Raw genomic sequence first — 20445 nt, 5'->3', positions numbered from 1 at the left:
TGACCTTGTACGGCTCTGACAACGCGAGCCTCATGACGACGCTCCCATTGAGGGACGGGTGGATCGCGCGCAACGGGGTGTACTCGTTCATCGCTGGGTTCCCGCCCCTGGAGGGGACCTACTTCGTGGGGTTCAATCGAGACAGCGGCTACTCACTGAGCACCGGTGTGTACTACAAGGCTGGGTCACCCCAGGGAACGGTGAAGTTCGCCCAGGCCTCTCCTCTGACTCTCACCGAGGGCCAGAGCGCGACGGGAATCGACTTCAAGGCCTCGCAGTGCGGCGTCGTGACCGGGTCGTTCACTGGGCTGCCCGTCAACAACAACGCGCGGGCGGTGGTCTTCAACGACTCCGACCCGGACCTTGTCACCCGCAGCACCAACTTCTTGGTCAGCGCGTCAGGCGCCTATTCAGTAACCGGGCTCGCCCCCGGCTCCTATGACGTCGCGCTTTACTACGATGGCGAGGAGTACTTCGCGGGTGGGGCGAACACGGCCGCGGAGGCGACCAACATCGTCATCCCCGACACGTGCGGCACCGTGCCCGGACCCGCGCTGTCGGGCGTCAAGCGCCAGGCAGGCGCCGACCGGTTCGCGACCTCCGCCGCCATCAGCCAGGCCACCTACACCCCCGGCGTCCCCGTCGCCTACATCGCCAACGGCCTCACCTTCCCCGACGCCCTCGCCGGCGCCGCAGCAGCCGGACACCTCGGCGGACCCGTCCTGCTCACCCGCACCGACAGCATCAGCGCCGAGATCAGCGCCGAACTCACGCGACTCAAGCCCACCCGCATCGTCGTGCTCGGCGGCACCGGAGCCATCAGCGACACCGTCCTGAACCAGCTCAAGTCGTACGCCACGACCATCACCCGCCAAGCCGGCGCCGACCGCTTCGCGACCTCCGCCGCCATCAGCAAGGCCACCTACAGCCCCGGCGTCCCGGTCGCCTACATCGCCAACGGCCTCACCTTCCCCGACGCCCTCGCCGGCGCCGCAGCAGCCGGACACCTCGGCGGACCCGTCCTGCTCACCCGCACCGACAGCATCAGCGCCGACGTCGCCACCGACCTCAAGCGACTCAAGCCCACCCGCATCGTCGTGCTCGGCGGCACCGGAGCCATCAGCGACACCGTCCTGAACCAGCTCAAGTCGTACGCCACGACCGTCACCCGCCAAGCCGGCGCCGACCGCTTCGCGACCTCCGCCGCCATCAGCCAGGCCACCTACACCAAGACGAACCCCAACCTGAACGGCGTCGAGACCCTCTACATCGCCAACGGCCTCGACTTCCCCGACGCCCTCGCCGGCGCCGCAGCAGCCGGACACCTCGACGGACCCGTCCTGCTCACCCGCACCAACACCGCCAGCCCCGAGGTCATCGCCGAGATCAAACGCATCCTGCCCCGCCGCATCATCATCCTCGGCGGCACCGGCGCCATCAGCGACACCCTCGCCACCCAACTCAGCAACCTCGCCGAAAACTCCCCCTACGCGCCCTGATAACCCACCACCGGCGTTGGCCCCGCCGACCCACACGGGTCTGTAAAGCCAGCGGTGTATCTCTGGGTGTTGTTGGTCAGCGGCGGCCGGCGGTGAGCCGACCGTCGAAGGTGATGTCGAACGCGTTCAGCGCGCCCTTCCAGCGTTGGGTCCAGCGGGCTCGTCCCCTGCCGGTGGGGTCCAGGGCCATGACGGCGAGGTAGACGCACTTGAGCGCGGCCTGCTCGTTCGGGAAGTGCCCGCGGGCACGCACGGCCTTACGGATCCGGGCGTTGACCGACTCGATCGCGTTCGTCGTGCACACGATCCGGCGGATCTCCCGGTCGAACTGGAGGAACGGGACGAACTCGGCCCACGCGTTCGTCCACAGCCGCACGATCGCGGGGTACTTGGCGCCCCACTTCTCGGAGAACTCCAAGAAGCGTTCCTCGGCCCCCTCGACGGTCGCGGCCTGGTAGACGGGCTTCAGGTCCCGGGAGATCGCGTCCCAGTCCTGCCGGGCGGCGTACCGGAAGCTGGCCCGCATCAGATGCACGACGCAGGTCTGCACGATGGTGTCCGGCCACACGGCGCTCACGGAGTCGGGCAGCCCCTTCAGGCCGTCACACACGAGCATGAGGAGGTCCTGCACGCCGCGGTTCTTGATCTCGGTCAGGACCTGCTGCCAGTACTTCGCGCCCTCACCACCGTCCCCGGCCCACAGCCCCAGGATGTCCCGGTTCCCGTCGACGGTCACGGCCAGTGCGACGTAGATCGGCCGGTTGGCGACCTGCCCGTCACGCACCTTGACGTGGATGCAGTCAACGAACACCACCGGATACACCGGGTCCAGGGGCCGGGACTGCCATTCGGCCATCTCGTCCAGGACCTTGTCCGTGATCGTCGAGATCGTCGTCTTCGACACCTCCGAGCCGTACACGTCGGCCAGGTGCGCGCTGATGTCCCCGTGCGTCATCCCCCGAGCCGACAACGACAGCACGATGTCCTCGATCGACCCCAACCTGCGCTGCCGCTTGGCGACCACGACCGGCTCGAACGTCCCCGCCCGGTCCCGGGGCACCTCGACCTGCACCGGGCCGCCCTTGGTCAGCACCGTCTTCGCACGGGTGCCGTTACGGGCGTTGCCGTCCGTCGAGGCGCCCTTCTCGTGCTTCTCGTAGCCCAGGTGAGCAGTCAGCTCACCCTCGAGCGCGGACTCCAGGACCAGCTTCGTCAGCTGCGCCAACAACCCGTTCTCCCCATCGATGCCCAGCCCGGACGCCTGCGCGTCACCAACCAGCTGAGCGATCAGCGTCTTGTCCAACTGCGGCGCCTGCGGCGTCGTCGTCACGTGCACCTGCTCCTCGCTGATCGCCTCCGCGACCATGTCGACCTGCGTACTCATCCGTGTTCCTCCTGGTCAGGAGATACACCGCAGACCGTACAGACCCACCCACACCGGCCGGGCCAACGCCGTGTTTCCGGGACTTCCGCAGGAACGGTGGGTGGCTCAGCCTGACCGAGAGGTAGGGCTGTGACAGACACGACCATGACCGCTGCGGCGGTCGAGCAGGACCCGGATCTGATGATCGATCAGGTGACCGGAGAGATCATCGATGAGCGCGAGCTCGCGCAGCAGTTGCTCGCGCAGGCCAAGTCCCAGGGAGTCTCTCTGGTTGGGCCCGGCGGGCTGCTCGCCTCGCTGACCAGGCAGGTGCTTCAGACGGCGTTGGAGGCCGAGATGACCGAGCACCTCGGTCACGAGCACGGCGGCGTCCCGGCGGGGACGAACATGCGCAACGGCACCCGCGCCAAGACCGTGCTCACGGAGATCGGCCCGGTCGAGATCGAGGTCCCGCGGGACCGGGAGGGCACATTCGAGCCGGTCGTCGTGCCCAAGCGCAAGCGCCGTTTGGACGGTATCGACGCGCTCGTCTTGTCTTTGTCCGCGCGTGGGCTGACGACCGGAGAGATCGCCGCGCATTTCGACGATGTGTACGGCGCGAAGGTCTCCCAGGACACCATCGGCCGCATCGCGGAGAAGGTGTCTGGGGAGATGGCCGAGTGGGCCAACCGGCCGCTCGACCGCGTCTTCCCGGTGATCTTCGTCGACGCGATCGTCGTCAAGGTCCGTGACGGGCAGGTGCGTAACACCTCCTTCTACGTCGTCATGGGCGTCACCACGGACGGTGAGCGGGACATCCTGGGGATCTGGGCCGGTGACGGCGCCGAAGGGGCACGGTTCTGGCTCCAGGTCCTCACCGAGATCAAGAACCGCGGCGTGGACGACGTCCTGATCGCTGTGTGCGACGGGCTCAAGGGCCTGCCCGACGCGATCACCACCGTGTGGGAGCGCACGATCGTCCAGCAGTGCGTCGTGCACCTGATCCGCAACTCGTTCCGCTACGCCGGCCGGCAACACCGCGACGGCATCGTCAAGGCGCTCAAGCCGGTCTACACCGCGCCCACGGAGGCCGCCGCTCGGGAGCGGTTCGCGGAGTTCACACAAGAGTGGGGCGGGCGCTACCCGGCCATCGTGAAGCTCTGGGAGAACGCGTGGGCTGAGTTCGTGCCCTTCCTCGCCTACGACGTGGAGATCCGCCGCGTGATCTGCACGACGAACGCGATCGAGTCGATCAACGCCCGGTACCGACGGGCCGTGCGCGCCCGCGGGCACTTCCCCAACGAGGCGTCCGCGCTACGGTGCCTCTACCTGGTCACCCGGTCCCTGGACCCGACCGGGGGCGGCAGGGCACGCTGGATGATCAGGTGGAAGCCCGCACTGAACGCGTTCGCCATCACCTTCGCTGGCCGACTCGAGCCGGCGAACAACTAGAAACCGCTGGGCTCACCCACCGTTCCTGCGGAAGTCCCGGCCTGGGGTCTGTAAAGCCAGCGGCTCTGGCGCACTTTCGGTGGTGTCCGATGGCGGTTGGCGGATCTGTAATGATCTGCCGTGCTCGATGCGTCGGTGCTGGTCAGGGCGGTGTTCGCGGGGCTGGACGGGCTGATCGTCCAGGACGTGGAGGAGGGCGAGGGCGGGCTCGTCCTCGCCGTGACGACACGTGGCGGGCCAGCGGGTTGCCCGGTCTGTAGTCAGCCGTCGACGCGGTTGCATGCCTGGCACGAGCGCGCGCCGGCTGACCTGCCCGTCGCTGGGCTGCGGGTCGTGCTGCGGGTCCGGGTGCGGCGCCTGGTCTGCCAGTCGCCGCACTGCCCGCGCAGGACGTTCCGTGAGCAGGTCCCGGGCGTGCTCGAGCGTTATCAACGGCGCACGGCCCGGCTGACCGAAGCCCTCGAGGCCGTGGTGACCGAGCTCGCGGGGCGCGCCTCGGCCCGGCTCGCCCCCGCTCTCGGCATGCGCCTGCGGCGAGAGACCGCGCTGCGCGTCCTGCGCAGGATCGAGCTCCCGGCGCTGGTCGTGCCGCGGGTCCTGGGTGTCGCGCGTCAGACTTTGTGGCAGGGCCCGTTGCTTGCGGGCCTGACCTGTGAGGATTCTGATCGTTCATGGCAAGACCACCAGCCGTTCCGGTGGAGGAGAAGTCCAGGATCGTGTTGTCGGTCCTAGCCGGCGAGGTCACCGTCGCCGAGGCCGCCCGGCGGGCGAAGGTGTCCGAGCAGTCCGTCGGGAACTGGAAGCGGCAGTTCCTCGAGGCCGGCAAGACCGGCCTGGTGGCGGGGAAGTCGGGGCCCTCGACGCGGGAGCAGCAGTTGGAGGCCGAGGTCGCCGAGCTGACCCAGGCCCTGGGTGAGGCGCACCTGGAGGTCCGGGTGTGGAAGAAGTCCGCGGAGGGCCGCCTGGGCCCTTCGAGGACCTCGAGGTGATCCGTGTGGAGGCGGGCATGCCGACCACGAGGTTCTGCTGGCTGGTCGGCGTGCCCGAGCGGTCCTGGCGGCGCTGGCAGGCCCGCGCCCGGGCCGGTTCCCCGGTCAAGCGGCCGTGGCCGCGCCCGGCCCGGCAGAACGTGCGTGAGGCGGCCCGGCGGCATGCGCTCGCGCACCCGGCGTGGGGGCACCGCAAGGTGTGGGCCATGGTGCGCCACGACGGCCACCGGGTCTCCCAGGCCACCGTGCTGCGCCTGCTGCGCGACGAAGGGCTGATCCTGCCCGCGGCCTACCAGCGGGAACGCCGCCAGCTCGCCGCCCGCAGGAAGGCCGCGTTCGCCACCGAGCCCACGGGGCCCAACCAGGTGTGGCAACTCGACTTCTCCGAGTTCGAGACCACGACCGGTGGCACCTGGCGCATCGCGGGCTGCCGGGACTACTGGTCCAAGTACGAGCACCCGTGGCACGTGTCCCCGACCGCGAACCAGCACGACGCGATCGCGGCGATCGAGCTCGCGCTGGCCGACTACGAGACCCTGTTCGGCCGCCCCCTGATCGACACGTGCGCCCGCGACGGCGACGGCAACGTCGTGCCGGCGGTGACGGTAGTGACCGACAACGGCGGCCCGTTCCGCTCGTTCCGGTTCGAGCACTTCATCACCGCCCACCCCGAGCTGCGGCACATGCGCACCCGGGTGCGCACGCCCGGGCAGAACGGGTCACGCGAACGCGGCTTCGGCTCCCTGAAGTACGAGCGACTCTTCCTCGAAGAGATCGACGACGTCCTGTCCCTCGTCGCCCACGCCGACGACTACCGGGCCGACTACAACACCGTCCGCCCGCACGAGGCCATCGCCTGGAACCGGCCCCTGGAGGTGCACCTGGGCCTGGCTGACCCCCTGACCCCCAACTTTCCCGAGACCCAAAACCTGCCAGCAGCTTGACGCGGGACACTGGGGATCGACGACTTCGCGTTGCGGCGCGGGCAGGTCTACGCCACCGTCTTGATCGACGCGGACACCGGCCGCCGGGTCGACGTCGTCCCCGGCCGCGACGGCGCCGTCGTCAAGGCGTGGCTGACCGCCCATCCCGGGGTGCAGGTCGTCACAAGGGACGGGTCGACCGTCTACGCCCAGGCCGTGCGCGACGTCCTGCCGGACGCGACACAGGTCGCCGACCGGTGGCACCTGTGGCACGGCCTCGGTGACGCCGTCGGCAAGGAGGTCGCGGCGCACTCGGCGTGCTGGGCGGCGGCCACCGCGACCGGCATGCGCGAAGGACGGCTCGCCGAGACCACCACGCAGCGGTGGGATCAGGTCCACGGCCTGCTCGACGCCGGGGTCGGGCTTGCTGGACTGCTCGCGCCGCCTCGGGATCGCGCTGAACACCGTCAAGCGGTACGCCCGCGCCGCCAAGCCCGAGCAGATCGCCCGCCCACCGCGGTATCGGGCCACTCTGGTCGACCCCTACCGCGACCCCCTACGCCGACGCCGGGACGCAGAGCCGGGTGTGAGCGTCACCGTCCTGCTGGCCGAGATCCGCGAGCTCGGCTACACGGGCAGCCAGAACCTGCTCTACCGGTACCTGAACCAGCACCGCCACCCGGGCGAGCACCCGCACCTGTCGCCTCGGCGCGCGACCCGGCTCCTGCTCACCCGACCCACCGCCCTGACCGAGCGGCAGACCGAACGCCTCGGACGGCTCGTCGCGGCGTGCCCGGAGATGACCGCCCTGCACGACCTCGTCGCCGGGTTCGCCCGGCTGCTCGCCCCCGACGAGTCGAACGCCGACGCCCTGACCACCTGGATCGAGCAGGCCCGCGCGGCGGTGTTGCCGCACCTGCACTCCTTCGTCCGCGGCCTGGAACAAGACCGCGACGCCGTCGTCGCCGCGGTCACCCTCCCGCACCACAACGGGCGCACCGAGGGCGTCAACACCCGCACCAAGATGCTCAAACGCCAAATGTACGGACGCGCCGGATTCGACCTCCTACGCCACCGCATCCTCCTGACCGCATGAGCGTCACCGCAGGCCACAACCGCAGGCCACACCACCGAAAGTGCGCCAGAGCCGCAGACCGTACAGACCCCGCTCTGGGAACCCGTGGTCTAGAGGGGCCGACACCTCAGCCGCCGGGTCAGCGGACGAGCAGGGACGCCGCCATGAAGCGAGGCGGCGCCTCCCGATGGGCGATCCACAGCGGGTTCCGCGGCACAAGCGTCGTGGGTCTACCGAAGTGGCGGCGCGCCGCCGCGAGACCAACAAGCCGCCCGGCCGGAACCGTCACATCGAGCATCGCATCGAGCAGTCGGCGATCCGCTACGGAGAGCGGCTCGATAGCGGTCGGCTCAACGGCGATGAGCCGCACCGCCGCGTGTCGAAGCGCGCCGCGCTCGACATCCGTCCAGATCGCCGGGTCGGGCCGGTTGAGCACCGCGCCGAATACGTGCGTCCGCACAAACTTGGTGACGACTGCCGCACGACGCAGCCGGTCCAGCCCCGTGAGCCATCCGTCATCGAGCATCGCATCGAGCCACGCGAACTCAGAGCGAAGCGGCCGCGGCGCGGTCGTCACCCGGAAAGGAGCATCGTCCCTGACAACGTATGCCGGCCCGTTCCGGTCGAATGCGACGCTCCCCTCAGCCCAGACACGCGTCGCGAACGCGATATCCTCGCCCACCGCGACACCCTCGAGGAAGCGCAGCCCGAGCCGCGCCACCTCCGCACGCGCGACGAGGCCCAGTGGCGCGGAGCGATAGGCGAGGCGATCCCGAACCAGGTCAAGCCCAACCGTTCGGCCTGGCCGCGCGACAGGTGTCGTGATGGCTACCCCGCTCGCATGGCGCTGCCGCGGGATCACGGCTGCGGCTCCCGCCAGCCCGGCTAGCGCGAGCCACGAGGCAACGGCGCCCGGCTCGAGCTCGTCGTCCGAGCCCATGACCGCGACGAACTCCGCGTCGGCTCGGTCGAGGCCTAGGTTGAACGGCCCCGCAGGACTCGCGACGCCGTCTGTCAGCGACAGGACGCGAAGTGACCCGCGCGCGATGAGCTCAGTGACATCGACACCGTCACGGCGCATCGCCTCTTCCATCCCCGCCACATCCGTGTTGTGGGCGACCACGGTGACGCGTGTGCGCACCTGCGGACCCTCCAGCACCGACGCCACGGCGCGCCCCACACGCCGCCTGGGGTCGTGCGACGCGATGACCAGGTCAACGGCCGGCACCTCAGCCACGGCGAGTTGCCCGAACCTCGCGCGCGAGGGCGTAGGCGGTGTCATAACCCTCAGCGACAGCAGGCGCGTCGAACCGACCGCCGATCGTCGCAGCGATCTCCTCCGCCGTCAGCGATGCCGTGCGCGCGGCCACGTCCTCGATCGCGTCGGCGTACAGGCGCGCGTCTTGGACGCCGACGAGTGCTCCGACGCCCGGACTGATGTACTCGCGCTGCCCGCCGGTCGCACCGACGACGACCGGCCGCCCGGATACCAGAGCCTCGGCAGCCGAGACACAGAAGTTGTCGGCCTTCGTGGGGAGGAAGAAGAGATCGCTCGCGCCGAGCGCCGCCCGCACCCCAGCAGCGTCGAGAATCCCGGTGATGGAGACGTGGAAGGCCAGACCCGCCGCCGCGGCACGTGCCTCCGCCTCGGCCCGGAGCGGCCCATCGCCCACCCATGTGAGGGAGGCGTCGACCCCCCGGCTTCGGAGCTCGGTGAGTGTGTCGACGGCGACGAGCGGGTCCTTCCGATCGACCAGGGCCCCGATGGCGACGAGTCGCACGACGCCGTCGCGGACTGATCGTGGGACGAGCGACACGGGCGGGACGATGCAGGGCACTACCACGACCGGCCCGGACCGCACGGCTCGGATTGGCTGCGCCAGATACTCGCAGACTGCGGTGACGACGTCAGGGCGGCGGAAGAGCCGCTTGAGGACGGGAAGCACAACCTGCCACGCGGTGGGCAGGGTCGTCGGCGTCGTCAGGCCAGACCAGTGCTCCGTGTGAACCCACGGCAGTGACGGCCGAATGAGCGCGAACGGCAGAAGCGTAGAGAACGCCATGGTGTGCACGAGGTTCGCGCGACCGAGCAGCGGGCGCACGGCGCGAGCGGCGCGCGCAATCGACATCGGGTTCGACGTCGACATAGGGATGCGGTGCACGGAGATCCCGTTGCGGACCTCTCGTTCCTGGCCGCCGTCATGCAACGACGGACTCACGAGGTGGACGACGTTGACATCGTGTCCCACGGAGCGGATCGCCGTGACGTCCTTCTCAACGAAGGTGCCCATCGAAGGGTTTGCGGCATTGGGATACCACGTGGTGACAACGACGACCTTCACGCGGCCGACCGTATCAGTGGCCCCGGCGCCACCGAGGGCAAGGGCGCGGTATGCCAGCTGGAGGTGGCAGATGCGTCCAAACGCGACGATGCCACCCTCACATGGTCGCAGCACGCCCACGACCGCCAGCGAACGAACGGCACAGACGCCTCAGCCACGCGCCGCCAGACGTCGGATGGCCTCGAGCCACGGCCCGGATTGCTCTTCGGCGGAGAGCTCGCGGGCGGCGGCGTCGGCGGCCTGCCGCCACCCTCGCACGAGCTGCGGCGTGAGCCCGTTGATGACGTGAGTGAGATCCTGCGCCGTGAACCCCTCGGTCACGGCCCCGAGGCCGTGCTCGCGCACGAGTTTGGCCATCTCGACCGAGGGACCCACGATGACGCCCAGGCGCGCTTGCACGAAGTCGAACAGCTTGTTCGGCAAGGCCCAGCGGTAGTTCTCGTTGACTGGCGGCAGGAGGAACACCCCGACGTCGTAGCCGTTGAGTGTGGTGACGAGTTCGTTGTACGGCACAGGACCCCGGACCCGCACGCGCGCAGAACCAGCGGTCATTGTCGTGAGCCGGTCAACATAGTCCTGATCGTTCGCCATGAGGAAGAGGTCGAGCGTCACAGGCCGGGCAGCGTTCTCGACTGCCTCGATCATGAGTTCCAGATGGCGGTTCGCTTGCGCGATGCCACTGTGCACGAGGCGGATGGGCTCCGTGACCGTGCCGGGAGCGTGGTCGGCGAGCGGGGCCGCGTTCATCACGACCTCGGCGGAGAAGCCGAACTCTCGTCGGAACCGCTCGGCGATGCTCGGCCCGACGGTGGTGACGCTCGCCGCCTGAGGCACGAACCGTCGGCACAGCCAGCGCACGTAGGGCCGGACGAACCAGCGCCACCTGCGCAACTCGGACCGCTGCCCGGGCGCGTACTCGTGCAAGTCGGCATGCACGCCCCCGAGCGGCGCGAGGTCGAGCGCCAGCGGCACTGTCTCGATGTCGTCGGCGAGGACGACGTCGAACCGGCGGCGCTTCAGCAGCGGCCGTGCGTACGCAACCGCGGGGTTGGTGCGATACACGCGACGGTACTGACGCAGCAGCAGCCACCGCGGGTCCTTGACCCATGCCTGGTGCTCGACGGGCACCTCGATGTGCTCGACGGTCCCCTCGGGCTGCGGGCCGTGGCCACACGTGACGACATCGAAGTCAGAGGCGAGCAGCCGCACCTGTTTGAGCACGCGGGCGTCGGCGGCGATGATCGAGAACGACAGAACCAAGACGGTCGGGCGCGCACTCACCGGCGGCTCCCCGGAAGCGAGCGGACAAGACGCTCCCATACGGCGATCTGGGTCCCGGCGGAGAGCTCGCGCGCCGCGGCGTGTGACGCAGCCTTGAACCGCGTCACCGCCTCAGGTGTGAGCGCGTCAAGGAGATTCGTCAGATCGCCTGTCGCAAATCCATCAGCGATCGGCCCGAGGCGGTGGTCTTCGACAATCCGGGCCATCTCCGGCGACGGCCCAATGGCGACAGCGAGCCGCGCCTGCACGTAGTCGAAAAGCTTGTTGGGCAACGACCACCGATAAGAGAACGTGACGGGAGGGATCAGCGCGATGCCGACGTCAAACCCGTTCAGCGTCGCCACCAGCGACTCGTAAGGCACAGCGTCGTTGACCCGGACATTCGACAACGACGCCGCCCGATCGCGGAGCTCTTGGAGGTATTGGGGATCGTTGGGCGTGAGGTAGAGGTCGAGGCTCACGGGCGTGCTCGATGCTGCGACCGCGTCGATCATTTCCATGAGCTGCCGATTGCGCAGGCAAGCGCCCGAGTGGACCAGCCGGATGTTCCCACCTACGGGCGCGGGCGCGAGTTCGGCGTACGGCGCCGCATTCGTGACCACCTGGCAGCGCACGCCCTCCGAGCGCAGGTACTCGTCCGCGAGCCCCTGTCCCACCGTGGTGACCACTCCGGAACGCGCGGCGAAGCGCCTGGTGAGCCACGCGTAGTACGGCGCGATGCGGCGATTCCAAGCGGCATTCTCCTCATGCAGGCGTGGCGAGTACTCGTGCAGGTCAGCGAGCACGCTCGTCCTGTCGACAACGCCAAACACCACCGGGATGGTCTCGACGTCGTCGGCGATCCCAACGTCGAAGCGCCGCCCGCGCAGCAGCGCGCGTGTCGCCCGCACCGCAGGGACTGCACGGTGCGCCAAGCGGTAGGCGCGCAACGTGATTAGCCGCCCGTCGAGTTCGTTTTGAGAAGAAGCCGGGAGCTCAAGGTGCTCAACCCTCGGGTCGGGCACCGGCCCATACCCCACAGTGGTGACGGCGTAGTGGTCGGCGAAGTGTCGGATCTGCTTGAGCACACGTGCATCGCGCGCGAGGGGCGAGAACGCGACAATCACCATCGTGGGACGGGTGCGCTGGGTGGTCATCGATCTCCTCGGACCCGCTCGACGAAGCGGGACAAAGCATAGTTGAGGTAGCGCCGGGCGGTACTCTCGCGCATGAGCGCATCGCGCAGGCGCGCGGTGAGCACACCGTCCAGGCGCGACGCGGTCCGTCGGCGCTCGGCCACCGCCGCTAGCGTGACCGCGCTCACGCCGGGACGCAACGCCGCGTCGATGACGCAGCGGTCCGCCCGACTGAACGGCGCGGGGACGTTCGGAGCCTGGGCGACGCAGCGTGCGAGAACGTGCGCCAGGCGCTCGGGTTCGCCCGGCATCCAACGGCTCGCTTCAGTACGCGCAGCGACGGCGCCCAGGAGATGGACGCGGACGAGTTTGATCGCCACCGCTCGACGCACGGGGGCGGGAAGGTCCGCGAACCATGGCCGGTCCAGTAGGTGTTCGATGGGCGCGAGAACGTCGCTCACGGGATGGGGCGCGGTGGTCACGCGCTCTGTGGCATCGGAACCGATGACGTACGCGGCTCTGCCGCGGGGATAGTCGATCCGCGCTGCCGACGTCCAGATGCGGACGCCAAACGCGAGGTCGTCGCCCGTACGCAGCCCCGGCGTGAGGCTCCACTCGGGGTCGCTGAGCAAGCACCGACGGAAGAGCCCCAGAGGTGCCGTGCGATAGGCGAGCCGGTCGCGCACCGGGTCCAGACGACGAGTACGCCACGGGCGGACCAGCGGAGCCCGGACCGTCTGCCCGGACTGATGGCGCAACCTGCCGACAACCACGTCGGCGCCCAAATCAGCGGCCTCCAGCCAGGCTCGGAGCGCTCCAGGATCGAGCCAGTCGTCCGAGCCCATGATTCCCACGTGTTCTGCTGTCGCCATACGCAGCCCGTACATGAACGGACCTGTCGGGCTCTGGACTCCGTCGGCGAACGCCACGACGCGAACCGATCCGGGGACTGCCCCGACGGTCGCCAACCTTTCGGCGATCGGCGACGGGTCGATCCCGTGGCACACCACGGTGACGCGAACGGGCACGCCGTCGGCAAGCAGCGACGCCACAGCCCGCTCGATGGGACGGCGCGGGTCATGCAGGGCCACGACCATGTCGACGCGAAGGGTCACTTCGACCACGCTCCGTCCGTGCCCTGTTCCTCGGCGAGTCCGGCCAGCGCGGCCTGCGCGGCGAACTCGGGAACCCGCGCCACCAGGTCATCGAACGTGCCGACGGCGACGATGCGCGCATCACTCATGAAACATACCTGGTCACTGTGCCGGATCGTGGCGAGCCGGTGGGCGACTGCGACGACAGTGACATCGCCGCTGAGCTCTGCGATCGCAGCGGCGACCTGGGCCTCAGTCTGGGTGTCGAGCGCGCTCGTGGCCTCGTCGAGCACCAGCACCAGCGGGTCGCCATACAAGGCACGTGCGATTCCGAGTCGCTGTCGCTGGCCGCCAGAGAGCGCCCCGCCACGCTCGCCGATCGGTGCGTCGAGGCCTCCGGGCCGAGCCGCGACCACATCGAGGAGTTGTGCTTGAGCGAGCGCCGAACGAACTCGCTGGTCATCCGCGGACTCGTCCCAAGCGAGCGCGACGTTCTGCGCAACGCTGGCGTCAAACAGCGCGACCTCCTGCGGCACGTAGCCCACACGCGCGCGCCAGTCCCCGAGAACGTCGCCGATCGGAGTGCCGTCCAGGTCGATCGAGCCTGCAGACGGCGTTAGCAGCCCGAGAATCAGGTCGACAAGGGTGGACTTCCCGGACCCGGACGCGCCCACGAGAGCAACCGTGCTACCGATGGGAATAGTGAGATCCACATCCCGCACGGCAGGTGTCTCCGCACCTGGATAGGTGAACGACACGTCGTTCAGTCGTAGCTCGCGGGGGCGCCCCTCAATACGGCGGCGCCCGAGTTGCTCGTTCTCGGCGGCGTACCGCTCGGCGGCGTGAATGTCGGAGATGACAGCTGTGACCTGCGGCAAGTTCGAGGAAGCGCTGGTGAGCACCGACTGGAACGCCGTCAACGACGGGATGATTCGAAAGCCCGCGACACCGAACAGTGCGATCGCGGTGAACGCGCCCCCCGCCCCGGACGTCAGGTACGACACGCCGCCGACGACGAGGAACCCAAGGACCAGCGCAGACTCGAGCACATACCTCGGTACCTGGCCGAGGAACGCGATGCTCGCCCTTGCGCTCGTCGCTGCGATCCGACGCTCGTGGACGACGGCGGCGACTTCGCCGGCCTTGTCGCGCAGCGTGATCTCTTTGAGCGCGCCCATCATCTCGCTCATCAGTGACGCGACTCGGAATGAGACGTCACGGTTCACCCGCCCCGACCGGATCGCCCTGCGGGAGACGACGAGATAGAGGACTCCCCCGACGAATCCGAGGTAGATGAGGGTGACGAGCGCGGTCAGGGGCGCCGCGACGACCAATACACCGATCACGACGACGAACGTGGTGATCAGAGCGGGAAGCCCGACCACGGGTAGCAGGAAGCCTGTCGTCACCGCCGCAATTCCGACGTCAGCCATCCGGACAAGTTGGGCAGTGCTGCGCTGAAGCCGCTGAATCCACGGCGCCCGGATGTAGGCGCCAAAGAGCCGGTCACCGATCTCCAACTCGAACCGGGCGAAGCGGCGGGTCGCGACCCAGCTCGCCGCGAGAGCGAGCACGCCCTTGACGACTATGAGCGCCGAGACGACGACGAGCATCCAGACCAGACCCTGACCGGAGACGTCACCGATCACAGGGAAGCGAACGGCCGTCCCCGCGACGAGGGGTGCGGTGACGGCCGCGACAAGGGCGAGCGCCAGGACATCGAGCACGGAGAGCAGGCAGGTGACGACGGCATAGCCTGCGCAGAAGCGACGCGCGCCCTGGGGCAGGAGCGGAAAGACCTCCCGGACAGCCTTGAGGATCTGCTTCATGACGCGGCCCCCAGAACGAAAGGCCGCAGCACACGGGCCGAGGCGCGCCCGTCGTGGAGTTGTCGCACGAACCCCGGTCCTCGGGACGCGACGTTCCTGGCGCCGGTGACGTCGTCAAGCACTCCGCGAATCGTCTCCTCCAGTGTGTCGGGAGTCGCCTGGACGACTGGGAGGTCCTGACCCGACGCGTCACGGGCCGCTGCTCTGACTTGGTCGCTGACTTGTGAGATGACGACGCGCCCTGCGGCCAGCGCCTCACACGCGGCGACCCCGTAGATACCCATCCGCAGTTGGTCGACGACGACATCCGCCCCGCGGTACAGCTTCTGCATCCCGTCGCGGTCTAGACCGGATGCCGACCGATACTCAATCAACCCAGAGCGATGGAGGCCCCGGAGAACAGGATCGATGACGTCGGTGCCCTTGAGCGCGCTTCGGCTCGGGGCGTGGACAACCACCGGCACCTCGCCCGCGAGCGGCACGGTATCGGCGCTCCACGCGTCGACGTCGACGACCACAGGAAGCCATGTGCCCCATGGCACATCGAGCAGCAGGTCGGGCGTTGACACGAACGCCGGCACGTCCGCGGCGCGCAGATCCTCCAGCAGTGCGCGGTTCCTCTCCGCCTGCGCTTGGAGCACCTGCGCGTCCTTGTACGTGTCCAGCGCGAACGGCGACCAAGGCTCACGGTCTGCATGGGCCGACGGCGACCGGATGTCGCTTCCGTGACAGACGGTGGCCACCGAGACGCCCCGCCCACGCAGGTCAGCAATCGCCTTTGAGACGTCGCGCTCGACGCCCGGCAGCAGCGCACGCTCCGCCTCGACGAGCACATGGCTGTAGCGGTACACGTCACGTCGAGCGCTGCGCGCCCACGCCCTCGACCAGGCCACGCTGGGCGGAACGTCGACATCGGAGGGGAACCCGAACGCGGTGCCGAATGCGAGATTCCGCGCCGCCACGCCCGGGAGCGACCGCTCCGCGGCATGCGCCCACGCATGTCCCTGGCCGGCAAAGTTCGCAGGCGCGACAAGGAGTCTCACCGGCGCATCGGGGACCCCAAGACGCGCAGGTGCGATGTACCGACGTCCCGAGGCGAGCGCCTGCACCCTTGCGATGACCGTGACCGGCAACAGACCAGCGACCCGCCAGGCGAATCGCCGCGCTCGAAGGGGAACACGCCTCCACGCGGAGGCGCCGACGCGCGTGACCTGGGCCAGCACACCGCTCATGGCTGCCGCCGAACAGAGGCAAGAACGCAGCGTGCCGCGTCCGACCCCATCTTGCTAGCGGAGAGGTTCGCCTCCACCCACGTCGACAGCCGCCGCCTCTCCTCCTCCAGAACGGGCTGGGCCAGCATCTCGGCGAGCGCGTTCGCGACCGCGTCGACCTTGAACGGGACGGCCCGGCCGAGCCCGACACGCGTGATCGTCTCGGCGGCCTCGCCGGGACCGACGTAGAGCACCGGCGCACCCGATGCGAGTCCAGCGAGCACCTTGGTCGGGAAGGCGAAGTCGTAACCCTGGCCGGGGCGTAAGCTCACGAGCGCCGCACGCGCCCCCCGCAACCATGACGACACCTCCGCCGGCGGCACCGGCCCGAGCATCCGCACGCAGCGCCCACCATCCGGCAAAGCGTGTGCCGTCTCAGCGATCCCGTCCCAAGCACTGCCCTGGCCGATAAAGATGAGCGACGCTTCCGGGACACGAGTCAGGACCTGGCGCATCGCCTGCACGAACACCTCAGCCCCCTGCCATTCCGACGCGGTGCCCGCGTAGACCGCGTACGCCCGCACGGGGGCCTCCGAGGACGTGGAGCCGTCCGGACTGAACACCGCGGTGTCGACGCCGTTGCGCACCACCTCGACGCGCCGCGCGCCCAAGTCACGCGCCCGCGCGGCGAGCCCGCCAGTGACGGCGATCACGCTCTGAGCACCCCGTAGCACCGTTGACTCCACAACGCGCAGGAGCCTCACGACCACACCTGGCGCATCGAGCGAGGCCGATGCGTCAGACCAGATGTCGGCCGCGTAGTACACATAGGGGACACGTCTTAGCGCACACACCCACCGCACAACGAGCCCCGTCGTGGGAGGAGGCTCGGCGACGACAATGTCAGGGCGCGGGGAAAACAGCAGCCGGAAGAACAACGGAACGTCAAAACTCATGTACTGCAGGTATCCACGGACGTAGCCCTGCGAGTCGCGCAGCACGCGCGCCCTCCGCACGCGGACGGGACCTGAATCGGTCAGCGCGAAGCCCCGTGGTGGCCGTGTGGTCAGCACGGTGACGTCCGCACCGGCACTCACAAGCGCCGTCGCGAGAGCCGCGAGCCGGAACGACGCCGCAGCCGCCTCTGGCTGATAGATCCGTGTCGCGATGATGACTCGCGGCGTATGACTCACGGGAAGACTCTACGGTGCCGCTGCGCTACCCAGGAGCAAGCGTCGAGTCCGCGGCGAAGGCGGCGATCCGCGGGTCGAGGCGGTCCTCGAGCGCACGTGCGTGCTCGACTGGCCTGTCGAGCACACCAGCGGCGTCTCTGCCGCGGCCGGGCCGCGTGCTCCGGATCCCTGGTCGTTCTCGGAACCGAGCTTTTCGCGCCACCGCAGCGGTCCGCCCAGTTGCCGATGAACCCTCATCAGGTCCGACCGGTCTCTGGGCCACAGGACCGCCTCTGGGGCCGACTCTCACGTAGCCCTGCGGTGCCTGGGCGCCGACCGGACCAACGCAGAGCGGGGTCGGCTCGACAAGGCCAACCCCGCTCTCGCGGCATTCAGACCCGGCAACTCAGAACGTGCGCGTCCGATCATCTCTCGCTGACTCGAGCACGGCCTCGCACACCCGCAGCGTCTTGAGCCCCTGCTCCATCGTCACGATGTCCGCCGGCTTGCCGAGCACCGCGTCGCGGAACGCCTCCTGCTCGACCCGCAGCGGCTCACGCTTGGCGAACGCGAACCGCGTGATGTTGCCCTCGGACACACCGCGGAACGCCGTGACGGCCTCCCACTCGGTCGGGATCACGCCGTTCGCGAAGAAGGTGAGGTCACCGGTCGAGGTGTCGGCGACGAAGGCGCCACGCTCACCCGTCACGACCGTGAGGCGCTCCTTCATGGGTGAGAGCCAGTTGATGGTGTGGTTGACCATCACGCCGTTGGCGAGCTTGCCGGTGGCCACGACCATGTCCTCATGCTCGCGGCCTGAGCGGTGCGTCGTCTGCGCCGACAGCGAGGCGTACTCGCTCTGCGCGACCCACGCCGTCAGATCGAAGTCGTGCGCGCCCAGGTCCTTGATCACGCCGACGTCGGCGATACGCGCCGGGAACGGGCCCTGGCGGCGCGTCGCGATCTGGTAGACCTCGCCGAGCTCTCCGGCCTCGATGCGGCGGCGCAGCTCCTGCAGCGCGGGGTTGTAGCGCTCGACGTGCCCGACGGCGCCGACCAGGCCGGCCTCGGCGAACGCCTTGGCCATGCGCTCGCCCTCCTCGGACGTGTTCGCGATGGGCTTCTCGACCATCGTGTGCACGCCTGCGGCGGCCAGCTTGAGCGCGGCGTCCTCGTGGAACGCCGTCGGCACGGCCACCATCGCCATGTCCAGTCCGGCGGCGATCAGGCTCTCGACGTCGGGCAGCACCTCGAGGTCGCGTGCGACGCCGAACTTGTCGCCGCCCGGATCCGCGACGGCGACCAGGTCCACGCCGTCGATCTCCCGCAGCACGCGCGCGTGGTGACGGCCCATCGAGCCGATGCCGAGGAGTCCGGCGCGCAGGTTCCCCATCAGGCGCCCGCCTTCACAACGGTGTTGACCGCGTGCACGATGCGCTCGAGGTCGCCTGGTGTGAGCGACGGGTGCACCGGCAGCGAGATGACCTGGGCCGCCGCCTTCTCCGTCTCGGGCAGCTCGAGGCCCGGTGCGAAGTGCTTGAGCGAGTCGAGGCGGTGGTTCGGGATCGGGTAGTAGACGCCCGAGCCGACCTGGTGCTCCTCGCGCAGCGCCGCCACGACACGGTCGCGGTCCTCGGCGACACGGATCGTGTACTGGTGGTAGACGTGCGTCGCGCCCGCCGCGATGGTCGGCACGACGACGCCCTCGAGGTTCGCGTCGAGGAATGCGGCGTTCGCCCGCCGCTGCTGCGTCCAGGCGTCCACCTTGGTCAGCTGCACGCGGCCGATGGCGGCGTGGATGTCCGTCATGCGCGCGTTGAAGCCGACGAGCTCGTTCGCGTACTGGCGCTCCATGCCCTGGTTGCGCAGCAGGCGCACGTTGCGGGCGATCTCGTCGGTGGCGCACGAGACCATGCCGCCCTCGCCTGACGTCATGTTCTTGGTCGGGTACAGGCTGAACATGCCGAAGGCGCCGAAAGAGCCGACGGGCTTGCCGTGCAGCGTGGCGCCGTGCGCCTGCGCCGCGTCCTCGAACACCGCGAGGCCGTGCTTGTCCGCGAGCGCGGCGAAGCCGTCCATGTCAGCCGGGTGGCCGTACAGGTGCACGGGCATGACGGCCTTGGTGCGCTCGGTGATCGACGCCTCGACCGACTCCGGGGCCAGGCAGAACGTCACCGGGTCGATGTCGGCGAAGACGGGGGTCGCGCCGGCCAGCGCGACCGAGTTGCCCGTCGCGGCGAACGTGAAGGACGGGACGATGACCTCGTCGCCGGGGCCGACGCCCGCGGCGAGCAGTCCGAGGTGCAGCCCCGCCGTGCCCGAGTTGACGGCGACGCAGGCGCGCCCGCCGACCATCTGTGCGCCGAACTCCTGCTCGAACGCGGCCACCTCAGGGCCCTGGGCGATCATGCCGCTGCGCAGGACGCGGTCGACGGCCTCACGCTCCTCGTCACCAACGATCGGCTTCGCTGCCGGGATGAACGTGCTCACTTGCTGGCCACCTCTCGGATCGTGTCCTCAAACTCCTCGTAGACCGTACCCGTCTGCGGGCAGACCCACGCGCCGTCTGCCTGCTCCAACGGCACTCCGGCGCGTCCCACCCACCCGACCTGGCGCGCGGGGACGCCCATGACGATCGCGTGGGCAGGGACATCGCGCGTCACCACGGCGCCGGCGGCGACCGTCGCCCAGGCGCCGATCGTCACCGGGGCGACGCACACCGCCCGCGCGCCGACCGACGCGCCCTTCCCGATGGTCACGCCGACCGCGTGCCAGTCGTCGGCGCTCTTGAGCGAGCCGTCCGGGTTGATGGCGCGAGGATAGGTGTCGTTCGTCAGCACCACCGCCGGGCCGATGAACACCCCGTCGCCGAGCACCGCCGGCTCGTAGACGAGGGCGTAGTTCTGGACCTTGCAGTGGTCACCCATCCGCACGCCCGTGCCGATGTAGGCGCCCCGGCCCACGACGCAGCCCCTACCCATGACAACCTGCTCGCGCACCTGGGCCAGGTGCCAGACGGACGTCCCGTCGCCGATGACGGCGTCGTCGGACACGTCGGCGCTCGGCACGATTCGCACAGCCATATGACTCCTTCGACTTC

General features: G+C 69.3%; 17 protein-coding genes and 1 pseudogene. 6 read left to right on the top strand and 12 right to left on the bottom strand.

Annotation, left to right across the window (positions count from 1 at the left end):
- Positions 1-32: 32 nt before the first annotated feature.
- The gene (locus EV386_RS00880) at positions 33-1499 is read left to right on the top strand and encodes a cell wall-binding repeat-containing protein (RefSeq protein WP_165399792.1); all 1467 of its coding nucleotides are present in this window, start codon (positions 33-35) and stop codon (positions 1497-1499) included.
- 76 nt (positions 1500-1575) lie between these two features.
- Here the strand turns inward: EV386_RS00880 and EV386_RS00875 are convergent, their stop codons facing one another.
- Positions 1576-2865, bottom strand: coding sequence for an IS256 family transposase (locus EV386_RS00875; RefSeq protein ID WP_423218988.1), 1290 nt, complete (start codon positions 2863-2865; stop codon positions 1576-1578).
- A 198-nt stretch (positions 2866-3063) separates the two neighbouring features.
- On the opposite strand from EV386_RS00875, the gene EV386_RS00870 reads away from it, so the two are divergent.
- The 5 genes and pseudogenes from EV386_RS00870 to EV386_RS18585 all read left to right on the top strand — a co-directional run.
- Positions 3064-4314 carry an IS256 family transposase gene (locus tag EV386_RS00870; protein WP_130416687.1) on the top strand — a complete coding sequence of 417 codons (1251 nt, stop codon included), beginning with the start codon at positions 3064-3066 and terminating at the stop codon, positions 4312-4314.
- 120 nt (positions 4315-4434) lie between these two features.
- Positions 4435-5046: a transposase family protein gene (locus EV386_RS00865; RefSeq protein WP_130411471.1), complete on the top strand. Its 612-nt coding sequence runs from the start codon at positions 4435-4437 to the stop codon at positions 5044-5046.
- Positions 5031-5303, top strand: coding sequence for a helix-turn-helix domain-containing protein (locus tag EV386_RS00860; RefSeq protein ID WP_242607768.1), 273 nt, complete (start codon positions 5031-5033; stop codon positions 5301-5303). The genes EV386_RS00865 and EV386_RS00860 overlap by 16 nt, the downstream gene beginning before the upstream one ends.
- A 17-nt stretch (positions 5304-5320) precedes the next feature.
- Positions 5321-6247 carry an integrase core domain-containing protein gene (locus EV386_RS00855; RefSeq protein WP_242607767.1) on the top strand — a complete coding sequence of 309 codons (927 nt, stop codon included), beginning with the start codon at positions 5321-5323 and terminating at the stop codon, positions 6245-6247.
- Positions 6248-6256: 9 nt separating this feature from the next.
- Positions 6257-7322: pseudogene (locus EV386_RS18585) on the top strand (ISL3 family transposase); the annotation flags it as partial.
- Positions 7323-7440: 118 nt separating this feature from the next.
- Here EV386_RS18585 and EV386_RS00840 read toward each other — a convergent pair.
- The 11 genes from EV386_RS00840 to EV386_RS00790 form a co-directional block, all read right to left on the bottom strand.
- Positions 7441-8538 (bottom strand): glycosyltransferase family 2 protein, encoded by a 1098-nt coding sequence (locus EV386_RS00840; RefSeq protein ID WP_130411463.1) that lies wholly within the window; start codon positions 8536-8538, stop codon positions 7441-7443.
- Positions 8531-9643, bottom strand: coding sequence for a glycosyltransferase (locus EV386_RS00835; protein ID WP_130411461.1), 1113 nt, complete (start codon positions 9641-9643; stop codon positions 8531-8533). Before EV386_RS00835 ends, EV386_RS00840 begins: the two co-directional genes overlap by 8 nt.
- A 150-nt stretch (positions 9644-9793) precedes the next feature.
- Entirely contained in the window at positions 9794-10924 is a 1131-nt protein-coding gene (locus EV386_RS00830; protein ID WP_242607766.1) for a glycosyltransferase, read from the bottom strand.
- Positions 10921-12060, bottom strand: a complete 1140-nt coding sequence (locus EV386_RS00825) for a glycosyltransferase family protein (protein WP_130411457.1) — start codon at positions 12058-12060, stop codon at positions 10921-10923. Before EV386_RS00825 ends, EV386_RS00830 begins: the two co-directional genes overlap by 4 nt.
- A complete protein-coding gene (locus EV386_RS00820; protein WP_130411455.1) occupies positions 12057-13163 on the bottom strand; it encodes a glycosyltransferase in 1107 nt (368 codons plus the stop codon). The genes EV386_RS00825 and EV386_RS00820 overlap by 4 nt, the downstream gene beginning before the upstream one ends.
- Entirely contained in the window at positions 13151-14962 is a 1812-nt protein-coding gene (locus tag EV386_RS00815; protein WP_130411453.1) for an ABC transporter ATP-binding protein, read from the bottom strand. The genes EV386_RS00820 and EV386_RS00815 overlap by 13 nt, the downstream gene beginning before the upstream one ends.
- Positions 14959-16095, bottom strand: coding sequence for a glycosyltransferase (locus EV386_RS00810; RefSeq protein WP_130411452.1), 1137 nt, complete (start codon positions 16093-16095; stop codon positions 14959-14961). The genes EV386_RS00815 and EV386_RS00810 overlap by 4 nt, the downstream gene beginning before the upstream one ends.
- Positions 16096-16190: 95 nt before the next feature.
- A complete protein-coding gene (locus EV386_RS00805; RefSeq protein ID WP_130411450.1) occupies positions 16191-17366 on the bottom strand; it encodes a glycosyltransferase in 1176 nt (391 codons plus the stop codon).
- Between the two features lie 385 nt (positions 17367-17751).
- Positions 17752-18738, bottom strand: coding sequence for a Gfo/Idh/MocA family protein (locus tag EV386_RS00800; protein ID WP_130411448.1), 987 nt, complete (start codon positions 18736-18738; stop codon positions 17752-17754).
- On the bottom strand, positions 18738-19835 hold the full coding sequence (locus EV386_RS00795) for a DegT/DnrJ/EryC1/StrS family aminotransferase (RefSeq protein WP_130411446.1): 1098 nt from the start codon (positions 19833-19835) through the stop codon (positions 18738-18740). Before EV386_RS00795 ends, EV386_RS00800 begins: the two co-directional genes overlap by 1 nt.
- Positions 19832-20428, bottom strand: a complete 597-nt coding sequence (locus EV386_RS00790) for an acyltransferase (RefSeq protein WP_130411444.1) — start codon at positions 20426-20428, stop codon at positions 19832-19834. The genes EV386_RS00795 and EV386_RS00790 overlap by 4 nt, the downstream gene beginning before the upstream one ends.
- Between the last annotated feature and the right edge of the window lie 17 nt (positions 20429-20445).

Source organism: Xylanimonas ulmi (assembly GCF_004216535.1).
Classification (GTDB): Bacteria; Actinomycetota; Actinomycetes; order Actinomycetales; family Cellulomonadaceae; genus Xylanimonas; species Xylanimonas ulmi.
This window is presented reverse-complemented; position numbering and strand designations above follow the sequence as displayed.